20 protein-coding genes and 1 pseudogene are annotated in these 18,881 nt (G+C 64.0%); 7 read left to right on the top strand and 14 right to left on the bottom strand.

All coding sequences use genetic code 11. The features are described 5' to 3' along the window. Positions 1-560: 560 nt before the first annotated feature. The 11 genes and pseudogenes from BLW22_RS16730 to nirS form a co-directional block, all read right to left on the bottom strand. Positions 561-2,015: a nitrite reductase gene (locus BLW22_RS16730; RefSeq protein WP_074847073.1), complete on the bottom strand. Its 1,455-nt coding sequence runs from the start codon at positions 2,013-2,015 to the stop codon at positions 561-563. After that, the gene (cobA, locus tag BLW22_RS16725; RefSeq protein WP_065924626.1) at positions 2,012-2,851 is read right to left on the bottom strand and encodes a uroporphyrinogen-III C-methyltransferase; all 840 of its coding nucleotides are present in this window, start codon (positions 2,849-2,851) and stop codon (positions 2,012-2,014) included. Before cobA ends, BLW22_RS16730 begins: the two co-directional genes overlap by 4 nt. 44 nt (positions 2,852-2,895) lie before the next feature. Further along, a complete protein-coding gene (gene nirJ, locus BLW22_RS16720; RefSeq protein ID WP_065924627.1) occupies positions 2,896-4,077 on the bottom strand; it encodes a heme d1 biosynthesis radical SAM protein NirJ in 1,182 nt (393 codons plus the stop codon). Between the two features lie 3 nt (positions 4,078-4,080). Further along, a complete protein-coding gene (gene ahbB / locus BLW22_RS16715) occupies positions 4,081-4,590 on the bottom strand; it encodes a siroheme decarboxylase subunit beta (RefSeq protein ID WP_065948125.1) in 510 nt (169 codons plus the stop codon). Next, positions 4,565-5,008, bottom strand: coding sequence for an Lrp/AsnC family transcriptional regulator (locus BLW22_RS16710; RefSeq protein WP_065924629.1), 444 nt, complete (start codon positions 5,006-5,008; stop codon positions 4,565-4,567). Before BLW22_RS16710 ends, ahbB (BLW22_RS16715) begins: the two co-directional genes overlap by 26 nt. After that, positions 5,001-5,516 (bottom strand): siroheme decarboxylase subunit beta, encoded by a 516-nt coding sequence (ahbB, locus tag BLW22_RS16705; RefSeq protein ID WP_074847072.1) that lies wholly within the window; start codon positions 5,514-5,516, stop codon positions 5,001-5,003. Before ahbB (BLW22_RS16705) ends, BLW22_RS16710 begins: the two co-directional genes overlap by 8 nt. 143 nt (positions 5,517-5,659) lie before the next feature. Beyond that, positions 5,660-6,109, bottom strand: a pseudogene (locus tag BLW22_RS16700) (Lrp/AsnC family transcriptional regulator); the annotation flags it as partial. A gap of 1 nt (position 6,110) precedes the next feature. Continuing rightward, complete coding sequence (locus BLW22_RS16695; RefSeq protein ID WP_074847071.1) at positions 6,111-7,280, bottom strand: cytochrome D1 domain-containing protein; 1,170 nt, start codon at positions 7,278-7,280, stop codon at positions 6,111-6,113. Continuing rightward, on the bottom strand, positions 7,277-7,594 hold the full coding sequence (locus tag BLW22_RS16690) for a c-type cytochrome (protein ID WP_027607199.1): 318 nt from the start codon (positions 7,592-7,594) through the stop codon (positions 7,277-7,279). The genes BLW22_RS16695 and BLW22_RS16690 overlap by 4 nt, the downstream gene beginning before the upstream one ends. A 16-nt stretch (positions 7,595-7,610) precedes the next feature. Next, positions 7,611-7,925, bottom strand: coding sequence for a c-type cytochrome (locus tag BLW22_RS16685; RefSeq protein ID WP_065948127.1), 315 nt, complete (start codon positions 7,923-7,925; stop codon positions 7,611-7,613). A gap of 24 nt (positions 7,926-7,949) precedes the next feature. Beyond that, complete coding sequence (gene nirS / locus BLW22_RS16680; RefSeq protein WP_065924633.1) at positions 7,950-9,623, bottom strand: nitrite reductase; 1,674 nt, start codon at positions 9,621-9,623, stop codon at positions 7,950-7,952. Positions 9,624-9,818: 195 nt separating this feature from the next. Here nirS and BLW22_RS16675 point away from each other — a divergent pair, with 195 nt between their 5' ends. The 6 genes from BLW22_RS16675 to BLW22_RS16645 all read left to right on the top strand — a co-directional run bounded on the left by BLW22_RS16675 (position 9,819) and on the right by BLW22_RS16645 (position 16,466). Continuing rightward, a complete protein-coding gene (locus BLW22_RS16675; RefSeq protein WP_065948128.1) occupies positions 9,819-10,595 on the top strand; it encodes a CbbQ/NirQ/NorQ/GpvN family protein in 777 nt (258 codons plus the stop codon). After that, positions 10,579-11,142: a cytochrome c oxidase subunit 3 gene (locus BLW22_RS16670; protein ID WP_065924635.1), complete on the top strand. Its 564-nt coding sequence runs from the start codon at positions 10,579-10,581 to the stop codon at positions 11,140-11,142. The genes BLW22_RS16675 and BLW22_RS16670 overlap by 17 nt, the downstream gene beginning before the upstream one ends. 7 nt (positions 11,143-11,149) lie before the next feature. Further along, positions 11,150-11,398 carry a cytochrome C oxidase subunit IV family protein gene (locus tag BLW22_RS16665; protein ID WP_074847070.1) on the top strand — a complete coding sequence of 83 codons (249 nt, stop codon included), beginning with the start codon at positions 11,150-11,152 and terminating at the stop codon, positions 11,396-11,398. Positions 11,399-12,125: 727 nt separating this feature from the next. Then, positions 12,126-12,566 (top strand): c-type cytochrome, encoded by a 441-nt coding sequence (locus BLW22_RS16660; RefSeq protein ID WP_074847069.1) that lies wholly within the window; start codon positions 12,126-12,128, stop codon positions 12,564-12,566. A gap of 3 nt (positions 12,567-12,569) precedes the next feature. Further along, entirely contained in the window at positions 12,570-13,991 is a 1,422-nt protein-coding gene (locus BLW22_RS16655) for a cbb3-type cytochrome c oxidase subunit I (protein ID WP_074847068.1), read from the top strand. A 633-nt stretch (positions 13,992-14,624) separates the two neighbouring features. After that, positions 14,625-16,466: a nitric oxide reductase activation protein NorD gene (locus BLW22_RS16645; protein WP_074847066.1), complete on the top strand. Its 1,842-nt coding sequence runs from the start codon at positions 14,625-14,627 to the stop codon at positions 16,464-16,466. On the opposite strand, the gene BLW22_RS16640 is transcribed toward BLW22_RS16645, so the two are convergent. From BLW22_RS16640 to BLW22_RS34545, 3 genes are read right to left on the bottom strand one after another with little or no spacing between them, the layout of a single operon-like run. Beyond that, on the bottom strand, positions 16,460-16,651 hold the full coding sequence (locus BLW22_RS16640; RefSeq protein ID WP_065924640.1) for a protein DnrP: 192 nt from the start codon (positions 16,649-16,651) through the stop codon (positions 16,460-16,462). The genes BLW22_RS16645 and BLW22_RS16640 overlap by 7 nt on opposite strands. Continuing rightward, positions 16,648-17,331, bottom strand: a complete 684-nt coding sequence (locus tag BLW22_RS16635; RefSeq protein WP_065948311.1) for a Crp/Fnr family transcriptional regulator — start codon at positions 17,329-17,331, stop codon at positions 16,648-16,650. The genes BLW22_RS16640 and BLW22_RS16635 overlap by 4 nt, the downstream gene beginning before the upstream one ends. 29 nt (positions 17,332-17,360) lie before the next feature. Continuing rightward, positions 17,361-17,564 (bottom strand): hypothetical protein, encoded by a 204-nt coding sequence (locus tag BLW22_RS34545; protein ID WP_137212229.1) that lies wholly within the window; start codon positions 17,562-17,564, stop codon positions 17,361-17,363. 120 nt (positions 17,565-17,684) lie between these two features. Here BLW22_RS34545 and BLW22_RS16625 point away from each other — a divergent pair, with 120 nt between their 5' ends. Beyond that, the gene (locus tag BLW22_RS16625) at positions 17,685-18,875 is read left to right on the top strand and encodes an NnrS family protein (protein WP_074847064.1); all 1,191 of its coding nucleotides are present in this window, start codon (positions 17,685-17,687) and stop codon (positions 18,873-18,875) included. Positions 18,876-18,881: the final 6 nt, after the last annotated feature.

Below are 18,881 nucleotides of genomic sequence, written 5' to 3'. Positions count from 1 at the left end.
CGTTTTCTACCTGTCAACAACATTCAAATGTGGGAGGGGCGGTGCGACGATTCGACTTGCTCCCGATAGCGGTGGGTCAGCCAGCACCTCTATCAACTGTGCCGCCGTCATCGAAGCCTCGCTGAAGCTCGACATCTCCCACAGGGGATCAGCGGTGCCCACGAGATCTACAACCGGGCAACTTCCCACCTGCCAACCGAGCTCAAATGTGGGAGGGGCGGTGCGACGATTCGACTTGCTCCCGATGGCGGTGGGTCAGCCAGCACCTCTATCAACTGTGCCGCCGTCATCGAAGCCTCGCTGAAGCTCGACATCTCCCACAGGGGATCAGCGGTGCCCACGAGATCTACAACCGGGCAACTTCCCACCTGCCAACCGAGCTCAAATGTGGGAGGGGCGGTGCGACGATTCGACTTGCTCCCGATGGCGGTGGGTCAGCCAGCCCCTCTATCAACTGTGCCGCCGTCATCGAAGCCTCGCTGAAGCTCGACATCTCCCACAGGGGATCAGTGGTGCCCATGCGCTCTACGACCTGGCTGCTTCCAGCCTGTCACCCGTGTTCAATGCGACGTCCCTTCCGCAAACTCCACCTTATTGCCCACGTTGTACTTGCCCGACGGCTTATTCATGGGAATGCGCTTCACCTCCTCGAGCGTCTGGCTGTCATACACAATCAGCGCCCCCTCCGTGGCCCAGATGCTCAGCAACACATACCGCCCATCCCGGGTGAATTCCACATGGGCTGCCGTCTTGCCCGGCACTGGCCTCAGGGTGTGGGCGATCTCGAGGGTCTGCTTGTCGATCAGGTGAATCGCATCATTGTCCGGCCCGAAAAACACGTCGCTCCACACATAGCGCGAGTTCACATGGCTGCGCATGAAAAAGCCCGGCCCGAGGGTGGGAATCTGTTTGATCAGGCTCCAGGTCTTGAGGTCGATCACCGAGATTTGCCCCTTGCTGATATTCGGCGTGGCAAACACCCATTGCCCGTTGCGTTGCCAGTACGTCCCCGAACCCAGGTGCGGCATGCCGGACAGCGGGACGTCGGTGACCACGCGGCCGCTGTCCAGGTCGATCACCTGGCCGCCGCCGGCCTTGCGTGAGGTGGCGATCAGTTGCCGGTAGTCGGGCGAGAACGAGAAGTCGTCGAGCACGTCCTGGGCCTGGATGCGCCGGGGCTCGAAGCTGGGGCGGGCATCGGCATAGGACAATTCCCAGACTTCGTTCACGTCCTTGAGCGCGACGATAAAGCTGTTGCGCGGTGGTGCAGTGTACACCGCACTGACCCGTGAGCCCGTTTCCAGGGTCTTGACCAGCGACAGGTCGCGGGCATCCAGCAGCACCAGGTTGCCCGGCAGGTAGTTGCCCGCCAGCACCCAGCGCCCATCCTTGCTCACCGCCAGGTTGCGGGTGTTGAGGCCCACGCGGATCTCGGCGATCAGCTTGAGGTTGTGCAGGTCGTACTGGCTGATCCAGCCGTCCCGCGAGGCGAAGTACACAAAGCGTCCATCCGGGGAGAATTTCGGCCCGCCGTGCACCGCGAAATGGGTGGGGAAACGGTCCAGCACGGCAAAGGTGTCGCCGTCGAGAATATCCATGTGATGGTCGCCGGATTCCACCACCACAAACAGGTTGAGCGGGTCGGCGTGATGCTGCGGCGTGCTCGGCAATTGGCGCAGGTCCGCCAGCACGCTGTGGCTGGTGCGGATGTCATGCTCGTTCCAGGTCGCCGGTGAGTCAGGCGGCTGTTGCAGAAACTGCGCCAGCCCATCCATCTGCGCGGCGCTCAGTTGCGCACTGAACGCGGCCATCTGGCTGGCGGGCCGGCCGTGTTCGATGACCTTGCGCACTTCATCCGGCTTGATCCGCCCCAGGCTCTCCGGCAGCAGCGCCGGGCCGGTGGCGCCGATGCGATTAAGCCCGTGGCAGCTTTCGCAATACTGGCGGTAGTCCTGCGCGGGCGTAGCGTGCGCGGCCGTGGCCCACAGCAGCGGCATCAGCAGCAGGCGTTTCATACCGCCACCGCTTCACGGGCCGGTGCCAGGCTGGCGGGGAAGTGCAGGGCGGCGTCGGCAAACAGGTTGACGACGTGGCCGATCACCGTCAGCGTCGGTACGCCGGGTTCGCAGTCGGCGGCCAGGGTGGGCAACTGGCGCAGGGTGCCACGGGCCACCTGTTGATCGGCGCGCGCACCGTTGCTGATCAGGGCGGCCGGCGTATCTGCGGGCAAACCGGCCGCCACCAAATGCTCGGCGATCAGTGCCAGGTTCGACAGGCCCATGTAGAACACCAGGGTCTGGCTCGGCTCGGCCAGGCTGGCCCATGGCAGTTTCAACGCGCCGTCGCGTTGCAGGTGGCCGGTGACGAAGCGGCACGAATTGACCAGCTCGCGGTGGGTCAGCGGGATACCGGCATAGGCGCTGCAGCCGGAGGCGGCGGTGATGCCCGGCACCACCTGGCACGGGATACCGCGCGCGAGCAGGTACTCCAGCTCCTCGGCGCCGCGCCCGAAGATAAACGGGTCGCCGCCCTTGAGGCGCACCACCCGCTGGCCCTGGTCGGCCAACTCAGCCAGCAGTTCATTGAGTTGATCCTGGGGCAGGCTGTGGCAACCGCTGGCCTTGCCCACGTAATGACGGGCGCAGGTCAACGGGATCAGCGCGAGCAGTTCGGCACTGATCAGCCGGTCGAACACCACGGCGTCGGCCTGCATCAACAGGCTCCAGGCGCGCAGGGTCAGCAGGCGCGGGTCACCGGGGCCGGCGCCCACCAACGCGACTTCGCCGGGGTGCAAGGGGCTGTGCAGACTGGCCGGCAGGCCAGTGGAGGAGTGGGCAGTTGAAGTGTGCATGCGACGTCCTTGGTTCATCATCAGGTAGGCGGCCCCCGGTTGTGTCACCGGGTAGTCGAGCAAGGGATCAGGTTGAGCGGCTGGCGCGCGATCTCGGCGTCGCTGAAGTAGCAACCGGGGTCCGGGCCCCACAGGTCGCCATCGGCCCAGGCGCGGGTGCGGGTATTGCCGTTGCAGATCGCCAGCCAGCGGCACTCGGCGCAGCGTCCGCCAATGCTGCGCGGGTGTTCGCGCAGGCGTAGCAGCAACGGGTCGGGCTGCTCCAGCCAGAGTTGGCGGAAGGTGGTGTTGCGCACATTGCCCACCGATTGCTGCCACCAGTAGGTGTCCGGGTGCACCTCGCCGGTGTTGTCGATATTGGCGATGCCGCTGCCCGAGGCATTGCCGCCCCAGCCGTGCAGCAGGTGTTCAAGCTGCGGGTAGTGTTCGGGCAGGTGCTGGTGCACCCATTGCAGCAACAGCACGGCGTCGGCGTCGTTGTTGCCGCTGACGAAATCGCTGTCCACGCCGTGTTGAATATCGCTCCAGGCCTGCTGGAAGATCAGCGCCATGGCCTCGCGGCTCATCTGCCGGTGCGCATCCAGCTGGCGGCTGCGCTTGCCGCGCCCGCTGTAGTTGAGGTGCGACAGGTAGAACTTCTGCACGTCATAGGTGCGCATCAGCGCCAGCAACTGCGGGAGCTGCCCATGGTTGTCCTGGGTCAGGGTGGTGCGCAGGCCCACGCGAATCCCGGCTTCGCGGCACAGGCGGATGGCGTGCATGGAGCGCTGGAAACTGCCGTGCAGTTGGCGAAACGCATCGTGGGTCGCCTCCAGGCCGTCGATGCTGATGCCCACATAGTCGAAGCGCGCGTCGGCGATCTGCTGGATGTTGTGCTCATCGATCAGCGTGCCGTTGGTCGACAGCGCGACGAAAAAACCCTTGTCACGGGCATAGGCGCTCAGCTCGAAGAGGTCTTCGCGCAGCAGCGGCTCGCCCCCGGACAGGATCAACACGCGAACCCCGGCGTCGTGCAAATCGTCGATCACCCGCAATGCTGCCGGGGTGTCGAGTTCATCGCGAAACACGCTGTCGGCGCTGGTGGCGTAGCAGTGCTTGCAGGTGAGATTGCAGCGCCGCAGCAGGTTCCAGATCACCACCGGCGGCCGCTCTCTGCCAGGGGGCGAGGTGCGCGGCGGCGGGCATTGGCCGGCGAGGGTGCGCAGGTACTGACTGATTCGCAGCATGGGCTATTCCTTTGAGTGCGCCGGCGTCAGGCGCAGGCCGGTCTTTTTCAGGATGCGGCTGCTCACCAGCATCTCGTCGGCGTGGCAGGCATCCCCCAGCAGGAAACGCAGGTGCTCGCGGTAGCTGTCGATTTCTTCGCGGCTGCGGCCATGCACCATGGCGAACAGGTTGTAGGGCCAGTTCGGGCGCCGGGGGCGACGGTAGCAATGGCTGACAAACGGCTGGGCGCCGAGCAGTTCTCCCAGGCGCGGCAGGTGCACATCGGCCACGTCCCACACGGTCATGCCGTTATGCCGATAGCCCAGGCGGTAGTGGTTGGGCACGGCGGCGATACGCCGGATCGCGCCTTCGGCCTGCAGGCGCTTGAGCAGGTCGAGGGTCGATTCGACGCTGATGCCCAACTGCTCGGCGAGCCAGGCCCACGGGTCCTCCACCAGCGGCAGGCCGCTTTGGGTGAGGGCGACCAGCTGCAGGGCCAGGGTGTTGTCAGACCGGGAAATACAGACCGACATGGTAGGTGTGCTCCTTCGGCAGATTGAGCACCGCCAGCCCGGTGAGGGCCTCGATGTGCGATAGGGTGGCGGCCAACTCCTGCGCGGTGGCGCAGGCCAGCACGAACCACATGTTCCAGCGGTGTTCGCGGCGGTAGTTGTGGGCCACCTGGGGCAGGGCGTTGAGCTGCTCGGCGACCGCGTCAAAGCGCGCCTCGGGTACGGCGAGCGCCGCGAGGGTGAAAGCGCCGCCGAGACGCTCGATATCGAACATCGGGCCGAAGCGCGTGAGCACGCCGTCTTCGAGCAGGGCATACAAGCGGTCGAGCAGTTCACTCGGATGGCTGTGCAGTTCCTCTGCCACCTGTTGCCAGGTCTGGCGCACCAGCGGCAGGCCGTGTTGCAGGCGGTTGATCAATTGTCGATCCAGCTCATCCATGGGCCCATACCTGTGACGTCGGCGGCGCGAAACGCCCGCCGCATTGCTTGAAGGCGCGGGTGCTGAACAGCAGTTGGTAGGGCAGGTCGCTGAGCAGATGCTGCTCCAGCAACGCCTGGATCTGCGCCTCGACCACCGCGCGCTCGCGCCCGTGCACCATGCAGAACAGGTTGTAGCGCCACTGCGGCAGGCGTCGCGGGCGCTGGTAACACAGATTCACGCCGGGCGCGCGGCCCAGGCGCGCACCGACTTCATCGACCAGCGCATCCGGCACATCCAGCACCAGCATGGCGTTGGCCACATAGCCCAGGGCGCGGTGATTGAGCACCAGGCCGACACGACGGAACAGGCCCTGGTCGTGCCATTGCTGCATCTGTTGCAGCACCTGATCGTGGTGGGCACCAATCTGCTCGGCGAGCTCGTCGTAGGGCCGTGGCACGATGGGCAAACCGCGTTCCAGGCACTGGCGCAGATCGAGCATCTGCTCGTGGTTCAGTGGCGCGATCACGGCTGCTCTCCCAAACTACCCACCTCAAAAAAATCTCCCGTAGCAGCTGCCGAGCCTTGGCGAGGCTGCGTTTGCGGTGTGTCTGACCCACCGCTGACGCAGCCTCGCCAAGGCTCGGCAGCTGCTACGCGCGGGGCTTCTCCCGCTTCGAGGGGGAAACCGAGGTCGATGCGATAGGCGGTGAGCATCGGCAGGTCCAGGGGCGTGAGGCCGGTGTCTTGCTCCAGCTCATCGAGGATCTGCTGCAGGTGCTGGCGGTGGGGCCCGGTGAGCACGAACCATAGGTTGTAATGATGCTCGCGGGCGTAGTTGTGATTGACCTCCGGGTACTGGCTGACCCGCGCGGCCACCTGTTCCAGGCGCTCGATCGGCACCGCCAGGGCGGCCAGGGTGCTGGCGCCCGCGCGGGTGTGTTCGAACACCGGGCCGATGCGCGACAAGGCGCCGGCCAGTTCCAGGCGTTGCAGGCAGGCCATCACCTCGGCCGCGCTGCAACCCAGCACCTGGGCCATTTCGCGGTAGGGCTCGGCGCACAGCGGCATGCCGTGCTGGAAGCGTTCGATCAATTGCTGGCTGAGCGAATCAAGGTCCATTTCAATACCCCATTTTTTGCGCGCGCAGGCTGAAGAAAATCCCGCTGGGACTCTGGGCCGGCAGGCTTTTCAGCAGGGTCAGGCGGTACGGGTCCCACACTTGCAGCTGTTCGCCATCGCGCACCGACAGCCACAGTTGCTCGCCACGCCCGCTGAATTCCATGTGCAGCACACCGGGGCCGGGGCGCAGGTCGGCGACCACTTGGTGGGTTTCGGTGTCGAGTACCTGCACCCGGTCGTTGTCCGGGTAGGCGAAGTTGACCCACAACTGGCGCCCGTCGGGCCGCGCAGTGACAAAGATCGGCTGCCCGGCCACCGGGATCGCCGCCGTCTGCTGCCAGGTGCGCGCGTCCATCACCAGCACCTGGTGGCGTCCCACCGCCGGCACGAACGCCTGGTCATCGGCGACGGCCCAGCCCTCCAGGTGGGGCATCTTGTACACCGGCAGCTTGGCCTGGCCCCGGCCATAGTCCTTGAGCACGCGCACCACGCCGCGCTCCGGGTGCCACAGGTCGAGCTGGGCCATGCCGTCTTCACCGAACAGCCCGGCCATGTAGTAGCGGCCGTCGGCGGTGATCAGCGCGTCATAGGGTTGCTCGCCGACCTCCTTGAAGCGGGTGATGCGCGGCGGGTTGCCGTGGCTGAAGTCGGCGCTCCAGATCTCGCCGGTGTCGAACAGGCTGAACACGAAGCGCTGCCCGGGCGCATCCACCAGGCCGACCACCCGCGAGCGTTTGCCATCGGCCAGTGCGGTCGCGGGGATGTCGGCGATGAGGGTCAGGTCTTCTGCATCGAACACCTTGACCCCGCCCGGCACGTAATTGGATACGGCGATCAAGCGCCCATCCTGGCTGATGGCGCCGCCGATGCTGTTGCCGCCCTGGACGATGCGCCGCTCGATGCGTTGGCGCAGCAGGTCGATCTTGGTCAGGCCGCCATCGCGGGCAAACACGTAGGCATAGCGCTGGTCGCGGGAAAACACCGCCGAGGCGTGGGACAGGTCGCCCAGCCCCTCGATACGGGCCAGTTCGGTCATGCCGGTGCTCTCGATAATCTGCACGCTGCCACTGGCGCGTTCGATCACCAGGCCCAGGTCGCCGCTGCCGCGCAAGGCGGGTTGGGCGCAGGCACCCAGCAACAGGCACAGGGATAACAGGGTAGGACGCATCATGGTGGGGGGCTTCCTTGCAATAGGCGGTCGACCAGCCAGGCAATATCGCCGGCACTCAGCAGCGGGCCCCAACCGGGCATGGCGCGGGCAGGGCGGCCGTAGGTCACGGTGGCGATCAGGCTGTCGCGGCTGTGGTGGGCCAGGGCTTGCGGTGTGAGGGCCGGACCCAGGCCGCCGGTGAGGTGCAGGCCATGGCAGGCCCCGCAATCCTGGGTCAACAGGTGTTCAAGGCGGGCAGCGTCCGGGGTGGCCGCTGCCCGCGCGGGAATCAGCAGGAGCAGCGCCATGGCCGTACCGATCATCGATGCTTGCATGGCGTGCTCCTTGTGCTTATTTCAAGGTCAGGACCCAATCGGCCAACACCTTGGCTTCATCATCGGTGACCTGGTTCGGCGGCATCGGCACCGGCCCCCAGTTGCCCTGGGTACCGTTCTTGATGTGGCTGGCCAGGGTGGTGGCTGCGTCTTTCACACCGGCATTCTTGGCGGCGACGTCCTTCAAGGCCGGCCCCACCAGTTTGCTGTCAATCATGTGGCAGCCCACACAGGGTTTGCTGTTGAACAACCCCGGCCCGTCTTGTGCCAACACCGGTTGCAGGCTGAGCGCAGCGGCGGATGCCAGCAGTGCGAGTAGAATATTTTTCATTCGGTGACCTCGTGTTGATGGGGCTCAATAAATGTCGTGTTGGGTGTTGTAGACGTTGAATTTTCCGGTCGGCGTGATCAGGCGCTTGTCGCGGATCACCTGCTTGAGCTTCAAGGTCTTGTCATCGATCACCACCAGCGCCGACTCTTCGGTCTGGCCGTTCCACACCGAGAACCACACCTCGTCACCGGCCTTGTTGTATTCCGGTTGCACCACCCGCAGCGCGCCTTGCTTGATGCCCGAATACTCGGCAATCGGCAGCACGGTGTAGCCCTTGTCCAGCTGGTTGATGTCGAACACCGCCACCGACTGGCTGAGCTTGGCGTCGGGGTTGAGGGTGGTGTCGACATACAGGTGATGGGAGTTGGGGTGGGTCTTGATAAACAGCGAACCGCCGCCCTGGCCCTTGAGGGATTCCACCTGCTTCCAGGCGTATTGCGGGTGCTTGACCGGGTCGGTGCCGATCACCGAAATACCGCCGTCGCCCAGGTGGCTGGTAGCCCACACCGGGCCGTATTTGGGGTGAATGAAGTTGGCGCCACGGCCAGGGTGCGGGGTCTTGCCGACCTCTACCAACGCGGTGAGCTTGCGCTCCTTGGAGTCGATCACCGCGACCTTGTTGGAGTTATTCGCGGCGGTCATGAAGTAGCGGTGGGTGCTGTCCCAGCCGCCGTCATGCAGGAACGGCGCGGCGTCGATGGTGGTGATGGTGAGGTTCTTGATGTCCTGGTAATTGACCAGCATCACCTTGCCGGTTTCCTTGATATTGACGATGAACTCCGGCCACTCGTGGGAGGCGATGATCGCCGCCACGCGGGGTTCGGGGTGGTATTCCTGCTTATCGACGGTCATGCCCCGGGTGGACACGATCTGCCTGGGCTCCAGGGTTTCGCCATCCATGATGGTGAACTGCGGCGGCCAGTAGGAGCCGGCAATCGCGTACTTGTCTTCATAGCCCTTGAACTTCGAAGTCTCCACCGAGCGCGCTTCGATACCCACCTTGATCTCGGCGACTTTGGTCGGCTCCAGGGGCCACAGGTCGATCATGTCGATCTTGGCATCGCGGCCGATCACCAGCAGGTAGCGGCCAGACGCGGAGATACGCGAGATATGCACGGCGTAACCGGTGTCGATCAGCTTGATGATCTGCTTGGTGTCACCGTCCACCAGGGCGATCTTGCCGTCGTCGCGCAGGGTGACCGAGAACAGGTTTTGCAGGTTGAGGGTGTTCAGTTGTTTTTTCGGCCGGTCTTCGGGCTTGACCAGCACTTTCCAGGTCTTGAGGGTTTCGGCCATGCCCCATTCAGGCGGGGTGGGCGCGGTGTGCTGGATGAAGGTGGCCATGCTGGTGATCTGCGCCTTGGTCAGCGCATTGGACGTGCCCCAGTTGGGCATGCCGGCCGGGGAGCCGTAGGTGATCAGCGCTTCCAGATACGCCTGGCCACGGGCCTGGGTGATGTCCGGGGTCAGCGGCTTGCCGGTGGCGCCCTTGCGCAACACGCCGTGGCAGCCTGCGCAGCGTTCGAAGTAAATCTGCTTGGAGGCGTCGAACTCCGCCTGGCTCATATCCGGCGCGCCGGGGCTTTTCACCATCCCGGTCGGCGCGTCGCCATGGGCGTTGATGGGCAATGCGAGGGCCAGGGCGCAGCTCAGGCTGGCAAGACTCAGGACCCAGGGTTTTCTGTTGCGAGTCAGCATTCCATATCTCCTCAGGCAAGACCTTTGCGATGCCCGGCGAAGGCGGGGTAGAGCGCAGGTTCTTAGTGCCAGGCAAGACTATGTTGCAGTGGCGCGATGCTCGCTTGACGGCGATCAAGTTTGCCGTTGTACGTGCTTGCCAGGTTGTCGCAGGGGCCCTTAGCGTGGGGGCCGAACCCGTTGCGAGTACGCGTAATGACCGAGCCCTTCTACCAACCGCAGGACAACGAACAGCAGCTGTTCGAACACGCCTGGCGCCACCACCTGCCGGTGCTGATCAAAGGCCCCACGGGCTGTGGCAAGACGCGCTTCGTGCAGCACATGGCGCACCGCCTGAACCTGCCGCTGTACACCGTGGCCTGCCACGACGACCTCAGCGCCGCCGACCTGCTCGGCCGCCACCTGATCGGCACCGACGGCACCTGGTGGCAGGACGGCCCACTGACCCGCGCCGTGCGCGAAGGCGGGATCTGCTACCTCGACGAAGTTGTCGAAGCACGCCAGGACACCGCCGTGGTGCTGCACCCGATTGCCGATGAACGCCGTGAACTGTTCCTGGAACGCACCGGCGAAGTGCTCAAGGCGCCGTCGTCGTTCATGCTGGTGGTGTCGTACAACCCCGGCTACCAGAACCTGCTCAAGGGCATGAAACCCAGCACCCGCCAGCGCTTCGTGGCGATGCGGTTTGCCTACCCGCCGGTGGCCGACGAAGAACGCATCGTCGCCCGCGAGGCCGGTGTGGATGTGGCGCTGGCCGCCCAGGTCGTGCGCCTGGGCCAGGCGTTGCGTCGGCTTGACCAGCATGACCTGGAGGAGGTGGCCTCCACCCGGCTGCTGATCTTCACCGCCCGCCTGATCGGCGCCGGCATGAGCCCACGCGAAGCCTGCCTGGCGTGCCTGGCCGAACCGCTGAGCGACGACCCGCAGACCGTCGCCGCGCTGATGGACGTGGTGGATGTGCACTTTGCCTGAACCGCGCCGGCTGCCAGGCGACCTGGCGATGTGGTTTTTTATCCTCGCCGAGCTGTCGGTGTTCGCGATTCTGATCCTCACGTTTGCCGTGACCCAGGTGCTCAAGCCCGAGCTGTTTGCCGCCGGGCGCGCACAGCTGGATACCTCGACCGGGTTGGCGATGACCTTGAGCCTGCTGACCGCAGGCTTGTTGGCAGCGTTGGCGGTGCAGCAGGTGCGATTGCAGCGCTGGCGACGCGGCGCCGGTTTGTTCGTCGCGGCGTTGTTGGTGGCGCTGGTGTATGTGGCGATCAAACTCACCGAGTACGCCCACCTGGGCGCTGCCGGACTGGGCCTGGAGCACAGCACGTTTTTTACCTTGTACTGGATACTCACGGGGTTTCATTTCCTGCATGTGCTACTGGGGATGGTGATTCTCGGGTGGCTGGCGCTGGGCTGCTGGTGCGGCGGGCTGTCAGTCGGCGGGCTGGAGTCCGGGGTGCTGTATTGGCACATGGTGGATCTGGTGTGGGTGGTGTTGTTTCCGCTGGTCTATGTGATTCGCTGAGGTGTGTATGACGGGTTCCCGGACGCTGATCCTGTGTTGGCTGATGTTGGTGGTGCTGAGCGTTGGCACTGTACTGACGGGGGCGTCCGGGTTGTGGTGGGGGGTGTTGTTGCTGGCGGTGGTCAAGGGATGGGTGATTGTGGATGGGTTTATGGAATTGCGGCGTGGGCCGTGGTTGTGGCGGTTTGTGATGGTGGGGTGGGTGGGGGTGTTGATCGCGTTGGTTGGGCTGAGTACATATCCGTTTTTTCGGTAACGGCGGCCTATGGTTCCGCTCTTACAGCGGGTCACTTTGGAAAAGAGCCGGAATGCCGGCCCAGCCCAAAGTAACCAAAGGGCTCTTGCCCCAACACTCGGTGCCTCGCCTAGGCTCGGCATACCCTCACTCCGGCTTGAATCCGTGGGCCGCCGTCATGGGCCATCCTTGGCCCAGGACGGCTAACCCGGCGTCCTGCCGGGTTGCCCACGGATTCAAGCCTGCGTTCGGCCAGCGTGTTTGACGGGGCGCCTAGGATCAAGATCAAAAGCAGAGCAAAAGCAGACCGAGGTCCATCTGATATATGGAGATCCAAATGTGGGAGGGGCGGTGCGACGATTCGACTTGCCCCCGATTGCAGTGGCTCAGTACCAAATCCACCAACTGACACTCCCTCATCGGGGGCAAGCCCCCTCCCACACTTTTTACCGAGTACACCAGACCCAGCTCCGGTCGGCTCCAAAGCCGGAGTGAGGGCACACCGAGCCTAGGCGAGGTGCCGAGTGTTGGGGCGAAGCGTTTTTGGTGGTTACTTTTGGCGCTCTTCCAAAAGTGACCCGCTGTAAGAGCGGAACCATAGGCCGCCGTTACCTTAATAACGGATATGTACCCAACCCCCTCCCAAAAAAATACCCCACCAAAACCATCAACATTTCTTGATCGCCATCAAGCAGTTTTCACCCCCCACCTCCCTATCATCCCCTGGCCAAGCAATGAGGAAGCGACCATGTCAGAGACCTTCACCAAGGGCATGGCCAGGAATATCTACTTCGGAGGAAGCGTGTTCTTCTTCCTGATTTTCCTGGCCCTGACCTACCACACCGAACAAACCTTTCCCGCCCGCAGCAACGTCGACCAACTCAGCGAATCCGTCGTGCGCGGCAAGGGCGTCTGGGAGCGCAACAACTGCGTCGGCTGCCACACCTTGCTGGGCGAGGGCGCTTATTTCGCGCCGGAGTTGGGCAATGTGTTCAAGCGCCGGGGCGGCGAAGAAGGGTTCAAGCCGTTCCTGCATGCCTGGATGAAAATGCAGCCCCTGGGTGTACCGGGGCGGCGGGCCATGCCGCAATTCAATCTCAGTGACCAGGAGGTGGACGATATGGCCGAGTTCCTCAAATGGAGCTCGAAGATCAATACCAATAACTGGCCACCGAACAAGGAGGGCTGAGCCATGCGCAGTGCCAATCCATACTTGAAATTCCAATCCCAGGCCGTGGCCAAACCCTACTTTGTGTTCGCCCTGATCCTGTTTCTCGGTCAGGTGCTGTTCGGTTTGATCATGGGCCTGCAATACGTCATCGGCGACTTTCTGTTCCCGTTGATCCCCTTCAACGTGGCACGGATGGTCCACACCAACCTGCTGATCGTGTGGCTGCTGTTCGGCTTTATGGGCGCGGCTTACTACCTGATACCCGAGGAGGCCGAACGCGAGCTGCACAGCCCGAAACTGGCGATCATCCTGTTCTGGGTGTTCGCCGCCGCCGGGGTGTTGACCATCCTCGGCTACCTGATGGTGCCGTATGCGGCGCTGGCCAGGCTGACCCACAACGAGCTGCTGCCGACCATGGGTCGTGAGTTCCTGGAGCAACCGACCATTACCAAAATGGGCATCGTCGTGGTGTGCCTGGGCTTTCTGTACAACATCGGCATGACCCTGCTCAAGGGCCGCAAGACCACCGTCAGCATGGTGATGATGACCGGGTTGATTGGTCTCGCGGTGTTCTTCCTGTTCTCTTTCTACAACCCCGGCAACCTGGCGCGTGACAAGTTCTACTGGTGGTGGGTGGTGCATCTGTGGGTCGAAGGTGTGTGGGAGCTGATCATGGGCTCGATGCTGGCCTTCGTGCTGATCAAGGTCACCGGCGTCGACCGCGAAGTGGTGGAGAAATGGCTGTACGTGATCATCGCCATGGCCTTGATCACCGGGATCATCGGTACCGGTCACCACTTCTTCTGGATCGGCGCGCCCGAGGTGTGGCTGTGGGTCGGTTCGATCTTTTCGGCCCTGGAGCCGCTGCCGTTCCTGGCGATGGTGATGTTCGCCTTCACCATGGTGAAGCAACGTCGGCGCCAGCACCCGAATCGCGCGGCGACGTTGTGGGCCAAGGGCACCACGGTCACGGCGTTCTTCGGCGCAGGCGTGTGGGGGTTCCTGCACACCCTGGCACCGGTCAACTTCTACACCCACGGCACCCAACTCACCGCTGCCCACGGGCACCTGGCGTTCTTCGGTGCCTACGCAATGATCGTGATGACCCTGATCAGCTACGCCATGCCCCGCCTGCGCGGTATCGGTGAAGCGCCGGACGCGCGTTCGCAAACCCTCGAAATCCGGGGCTTCTGGCTGATGGTGCTGTCGATGGTGATGATCACGCTGTTCCTCACCGCCGCCGGCGCCGTGCAAGTCTGGCTGCAACGCTGGCAGGTGGACGGGGTGGCCTTGCCGTTCATGGCCACGGTGGAGCATTTGCAGGGACTGTTCTGGGCGCGGTTGGTCAGTGGGGTGGTGTTCCTGCTCGGGCTGGTCTGCTACCTATGCAGCTTCCGGCAACGCGCCCGGATGGCTGGAGCGCCGGTGCCGATCGTCTACTGAAGTAATGCGGTCCAAATGTGGGAGGGGCGGTGCGACGATTCGACTTGCCCCCGATGGCGGCCTCTGGGCCGACCGCTTTTTGGGGGGTGAGTACATATCCGTTGCTGCGGTAACGGCTGCTTAGGGTTCCGCTCTTACAGCGGGTCACTTTTGGAAGAGCGCCAAAAGTAACCATGCTCTGCTTTTGCTCTGCTTTTGCTCTGCTTTTGCTCTGCTTTTGCTCTGGCTTTTGATCTTGATCCTAGGCGCCCCGTCAAACACGCTGGCCGAACGCAGGCTTGAATCCGTGGGTAACCCGGCAGGACGCCGGGTTAGCCGTCCTGGGCCAAGGATGGCCCATGACGGCGGCCCACGGATTCAAGCCTGCGTTCGGGCACACCGAGCCTAGGCGAGGTGCCGAGTGTTGGGGCAAGAGCCTTTTTGGTTACTTTTGGGGCTCTTTTCCAAAAGTGACCCGCCGTAAGGGCGGAACCCTAAGTCGCCGTTACCGCAGCAACGGATATGTACTCATTCCAACCCCAGCAAATGGTCGGCCCAGAGGCCGCCACGGGAGCAAGTCGAATCGTCGCACCGCCCCTCCCACATTTTGACTGCAGTGTGCCTGTCAAATATCAAACAGTTGGAGCCCATCCCATGGCCTTTACCCTTGAATTGGAAGAATGGATCGGCAGTGCCTGGCACCGCTTTATCACCCGCCGCGCCAGCGCCGATTTCCCGGCGGCGCGGGTCGAGCTGGTCGACCGCCAGCGCAGCCTCGCCGTATTGTTTCGCGCCTTGGGCGGTGCCAGCGGGATCGCCCTCGAAGCCGCCAGCGAACGCGACCTGCTGCTGCGCCGCAACCTGTTGATGCGCATCGCCGGCACCTGCCGGCATGCGCCGCTGGCCTCCTGCGATGGCAACCGCCTGCGCCTGCCGTCGAGCCTGGCGGTGTACCCCACCGTCGCCTTGAACCGGGAGCTGTACCGCTGGCTGGCGCTGCTGGCCGCCCATGCAGGCCCCATGGCCCATTGGGCCCGGGACAACCAGCGCTGGACCTGGCTGCTGCTGCAACGCTACCCGGCGCTGTTGCCCAGTTACCAGCGCCTGGTGGACGCCCATATTACGCTGCGCCCCGACCCGGCCAGCCTGAGCCCCGCTGAAGCTGCCCTGGAAAAAGCCTTGCGCAAGGCCCTGCGCGAGCCCGGCAGCGTGCGCCATTTACCCCGCAGCGAACGCGCCGCCTGGCCGTTGCCCTTATGGCTTTACCCGCCGTTGCACCTGGACACGCCCCAGGCCCTCGACCTTGAAGACGACGGCGACGACCTCGCCACCCCGTCCGGGGAGCAGCAGGGCGCGCCCAAACGTGCCTGCCGTGTGGATGATCACAGCCGTGATGGCGGCCTGCTGGTGGTGCGCCTGGAAAACCTGTTCAGCTGGACCGAGCACGTCGACCTCGATCGCTGGGCCGACGACAGTGAGGACCCGGACGCCGCCCGCGTCGCCGAAGACCTCGACCAGTTGAGCCTGTCGCGCCAGCGCGTGCGCAAGAGTGGCGGCTTGAAGCTGCACCTCGACCTGCCTCCTGCCGAAGTGGATGACATCCCCCTCGGCGAGGGCATCAAGCTGCCCGAGTGGGATTACCGTCAACAATGCCTGCAACCCGGTTTCGTCAATCTGCAACGGATGCAGCCACGTGCCGATGCACCGCAACCGTTACCAGCCCGATTACTCGGCCCGGCCCAGCGCCTGCGCCGCCAGTTCCAGCAACTGCGCACCGACCGCCAATGGCTGCGCCAGCAACCCCAGGGCGCGGAGCTGGACCTGCAAGCCTGGGTGGATTTTTACGTGCAACGCCAACACGGCGCCTGCACCGAACGCGGCTTGTACCAGGAGCAACGTCACACCCGACGCGACCTGGCATGCCTGCTGCTGGCGGACCTGTCAATGTCCACCGACGCGCATTTGAACGACGAGCAAAAGGTCATCGACGTGATCCGCGACAGCCTGTTGCTGTTCGGCGAAAGCCTGGACGGGCTGGGGGATGCGTTTGCGTTGTATGGCTTCTCGTCCCTGCGCCGCCATCAGGTGCGCCTGCACCAGCTCAAGACCTTCGAGCAAGTCTATGACGACCGCACGCGCGGCTGCATCCAGGCCCTCAAACCGGGGTACTACACGCGCATGGGCGCCGCGATTCGCCAGGCCACCCAGTTGCTGGGCGCGTGCAAACAGCGGCGCAAGTTGTTGTTGCTACTGACCGATGGCAAACCCAATGACCTGGATCTGTATGAGGGCCGCTACGGGGTCGAAGACACCCGCCAGGCAGTGGTCGAGGCGCGGCGCCAGGGCCTGATTCCGTTCTGCATCACCATCGACAGACAGGCCGGGGACTATTTGCCCTATATGTTCGGTGCCCATGGCTACACCCTGATCCGCCAGCCGGAGCAGCTGCCGCTGCGGTTGCCCCAGCTGTACCGGCAACTGACCGAGGGTCAGTAGAAGTCGCGCGGCAACCAGAAGAACATCGCGATGCAAAACAGCGTCAGGCTCAGGCAGAACCACTGGAAACGCCGCAAGCGAAGGGCCTGTATGCCGGCGTCCGAGGCGGGCAGGGCCATACCGCAATCCGTGCACTGCTGATGCTTGTCGGCATTGCGCTGCTGGCAGTACAGACAGGTTTTCACTCGAATTGCTCCAGGCGCAGCCGGTCCAGAATGGCGATCTGACGTCCGTCCTGGGTGATGATCTTTTCATCGATCAGGCGCCGGATAATCCGCGAAAAGGTTTCCGGCTGGATCGACAGATGCCCGGCAATCAACTGCTTGGCCATGGGCAGTTCGAAGGTGGCCTCGGTGCTGTGCAGGCGCATCAGTTGGGTCAGCAGGTAGCGCACCACGCGGTGGGTGGCGTTTTTCAGCGACAGGGTCTCGATCTCGTTGACCCGCTGGTGCAGGCGCACGCACAACGTGCCGAGCAGGGCGAAGGTCAGGCGGCTGTTGCTGTGCAGCAGGCGCATGTAGGTGGCGTTGGACAAACGGTACAACTGGGTGGGGCACACCGCTTCGGCGCAGGCCACGTAGTTGGGGGTGTCCATCAGCATCATGGCCTCGGCGAAGGTCTGGCGCTCGCCGATCACTTCGAAGACCTTCTCCTGGCCGTCGGGGGTCAAACGGTAGATCTTCACCGCACCGGCAATCACGAAGTAAAACGCATCGGCCGGTTCGCCCTGGCGGAACAGCGGCTCGCCTTTGTCGATACTCAGCAACTGGCTGTTGCCCATCAGCTCGTTGAGTTCTTCGTCGTTCAGCGGTTCGAACAGGTGATGGCTGCGCAGGATCTGGTGGTGCACGCGATGCAGCACCATGCCCGGTTCCTTGAACAGCAGCGGCGCGTTCACACCAGCACCAGCGAAAGCCCGCTGGCGGCGGCCAGCATGGAGCCGAGGATCACAAACCAGGCGAGGGGGACATAGGCGTTTTTCATCATGGCTCCAAAGCATGCTAAAGGTGTTGTAGGAGCGAGCTTGCTCGCGAAAAACCCACAGACACCGCGTTTAATCAGGATGCCCGCGTCATCGTTAACGTTCTTCGCGAGCAAGCTCGCTCCTACAGTGAGCGCAAGCGTAAGCGTTGAAGTGGGTTTGCGACTTGATCTACGACAAGGGCAACGCGCAGGTATCGGCGCAAGATTGCCGCAGTCCTGAAGGGAGACCGTGTCATGCAAGTGCTCGATCGGCGCAAGGCCATGTCGATTACCCCGTTGTTTCGCCTGGCCTTCCGGCCATTCTTCCTCGGCGCCTGTGTATTGGCGACGCTGGCAATCCCCCTGTGGCTGCTGGCCCTGGGCGGTCACCTCGGCAGCTGGCAGCCGGCGGGCGGCTGGCTGGCCTGGCATCGCCATGAGCTGCTGTTCGGCTTTGGCCTGGCGATTATCGCCGGCTTCCTGCTCACGGCAGTGCAGACCTGGACCGGCCGTCCGGGCATCAGCGGCAACGCCCTGGCGCTGCTTGCCGGCGTGTGGCTGGCGGCGCGCCTGGGGTGGTTGTTCAACCTGCACTGGCCGCTGTTGGCGGTGCTGGAGCTGACCTTTCCCCTGGCTGTCGCCGCAGTGATGGGCTGGACCCTCTGGCAGGTAAGACAGAAGCGTAATTACCCGATTGTGCTGGTGCTGGCGCTGTTGACCGTGGCCGATGCGCTGTCGCTGTATGGCTTGCTGCGCAATGACCCCGGCCTGCAACGCCAAGCGGTGCTCACAGGCCTGTGGCTGGTGGCGGCGATGATGGGCCTGATCGGCGGACGGGTGATTCCGTTTTTCACCCAGCGCGGTTTGGGCCGGGTCGAAGCGGTCAAACCCTGGGTGTGGCTGGACCTTATATTGCTTGGCGGCTCGCTGCTGATCGCCGTGCTGTATGCCGCAGGGCCTGCATTGGGCGCCAACCTGTGGATCGGCCTGCTGTTCGCCGCCCTCGGGTTGGGGCACCTGGTCCGCCTGGTCCGCTGGCATGATCGCGGCCTGTGGCGCGTGCCGTTGCTGTGGTCATTGCACCTGGCGTATGCCTGGCTGGCCGTGGCCTGCCTGGGCATGGCGCTGTGGCACTGCGGTGCGCCGCTCAATCCCAGCCTGGCCGTGCATGCATTGACCATCGGCGCCATGGCCGGGCTGATCCTGGCCATGATCGCCCGCGTCAGCCTGGGCCACACCGGCCGCCCGTTGCAGCCGCCGGTCGGGATGACCCTGGCCTTTGGGCTGCTGAACCTGGCGTGTGTGTGCCGGGTGGTGCTGGTCCTGCTGTTGCCGATGGCCGCGTTGTGGCTGGCGGGTGTGTGCTGGACCCTCGGGCTCGGCCTGTACCTGTGGCGGTATGGCCCGATGCTGTGGCAGGCGCGGGTCGATGGGCATCCAGGCTAGGGGGAC

It is taken from the genome of Pseudomonas marginalis (genome assembly GCF_900105325.1).
GTDB classification, from domain to species: domain Bacteria; phylum Pseudomonadota; class Gammaproteobacteria; order Pseudomonadales; family Pseudomonadaceae; genus Aquipseudomonas; species Aquipseudomonas marginalis.
This window is presented reverse-complemented; position numbering and strand designations above follow the sequence as displayed.

Excerpts from the sequence above, each read along its gene's own strand:
- BLW22_RS16730 (WP_074847073.1), bottom strand. The coding sequence starts at position 2,015 with ATGAAACGCCTGCTGCTGATGCCGCTGCTGTGGGCCACGGCCGCGCAC.
- cobA (WP_065924626.1), bottom strand. The coding sequence starts at position 2,851 with ATGCACACTTCAACTGCCCACTCCTCCACTGGCCTGCCGGCCAGTCTG.
- nirJ (WP_065924627.1), bottom strand. The coding sequence starts at position 4,077 with ATGCTGCGAATCAGTCAGTACCTGCGCACCCTCGCCGGCCAATGCCCG.
- ahbB (WP_065948125.1), bottom strand. The coding sequence starts at position 4,590 with ATGTCGGTCTGTATTTCCCGGTCTGACAACACCCTGGCCCTGCAGCTG.
- BLW22_RS16710 (WP_065924629.1), bottom strand. The coding sequence starts at position 5,008 with ATGGATGAGCTGGATCGACAATTGATCAACCGCCTGCAACACGGCCTG.
- BLW22_RS16695 (WP_074847071.1), bottom strand. The coding sequence starts at position 7,280 with ATGATGCGTCCTACCCTGTTATCCCTGTGCCTGTTGCTGGGTGCCTGC.
- BLW22_RS16690 (WP_027607199.1), bottom strand. The coding sequence starts at position 7,594 with ATGCAAGCATCGATGATCGGTACGGCCATGGCGCTGCTCCTGCTGATT.
- BLW22_RS16685 (WP_065948127.1), bottom strand. The coding sequence starts at position 7,925 with ATGAAAAATATTCTACTCGCACTGCTGGCATCCGCCGCTGCGCTCAGC.
- nirS (WP_065924633.1), bottom strand. The coding sequence starts at position 9,623 with ATGCTGACTCGCAACAGAAAACCCTGGGTCCTGAGTCTTGCCAGCCTG.
- BLW22_RS16675 (WP_065948128.1), top strand. The coding sequence starts at position 9,819 with ATGACCGAGCCCTTCTACCAACCGCAGGACAACGAACAGCAGCTGTTC.
- BLW22_RS16670 (WP_065924635.1), top strand. The coding sequence starts at position 10,579 with ATGTGCACTTTGCCTGAACCGCGCCGGCTGCCAGGCGACCTGGCGATG.
- BLW22_RS16665 (WP_074847070.1), top strand. The coding sequence starts at position 11,150 with ATGACGGGTTCCCGGACGCTGATCCTGTGTTGGCTGATGTTGGTGGTG.
- BLW22_RS16660 (WP_074847069.1), top strand. The coding sequence starts at position 12,126 with ATGTCAGAGACCTTCACCAAGGGCATGGCCAGGAATATCTACTTCGGA.
- BLW22_RS16655 (WP_074847068.1), top strand. The coding sequence starts at position 12,570 with ATGCGCAGTGCCAATCCATACTTGAAATTCCAATCCCAGGCCGTGGCC.
- BLW22_RS16645 (WP_074847066.1), top strand. The coding sequence starts at position 14,625 with ATGGCCTTTACCCTTGAATTGGAAGAATGGATCGGCAGTGCCTGGCAC.
- BLW22_RS16635 (WP_065948311.1), bottom strand. The coding sequence starts at position 17,331 with ATGGTGCTGCATCGCGTGCACCACCAGATCCTGCGCAGCCATCACCTG.
- BLW22_RS16625 (WP_074847064.1), top strand. The coding sequence starts at position 17,685 with ATGCAAGTGCTCGATCGGCGCAAGGCCATGTCGATTACCCCGTTGTTT.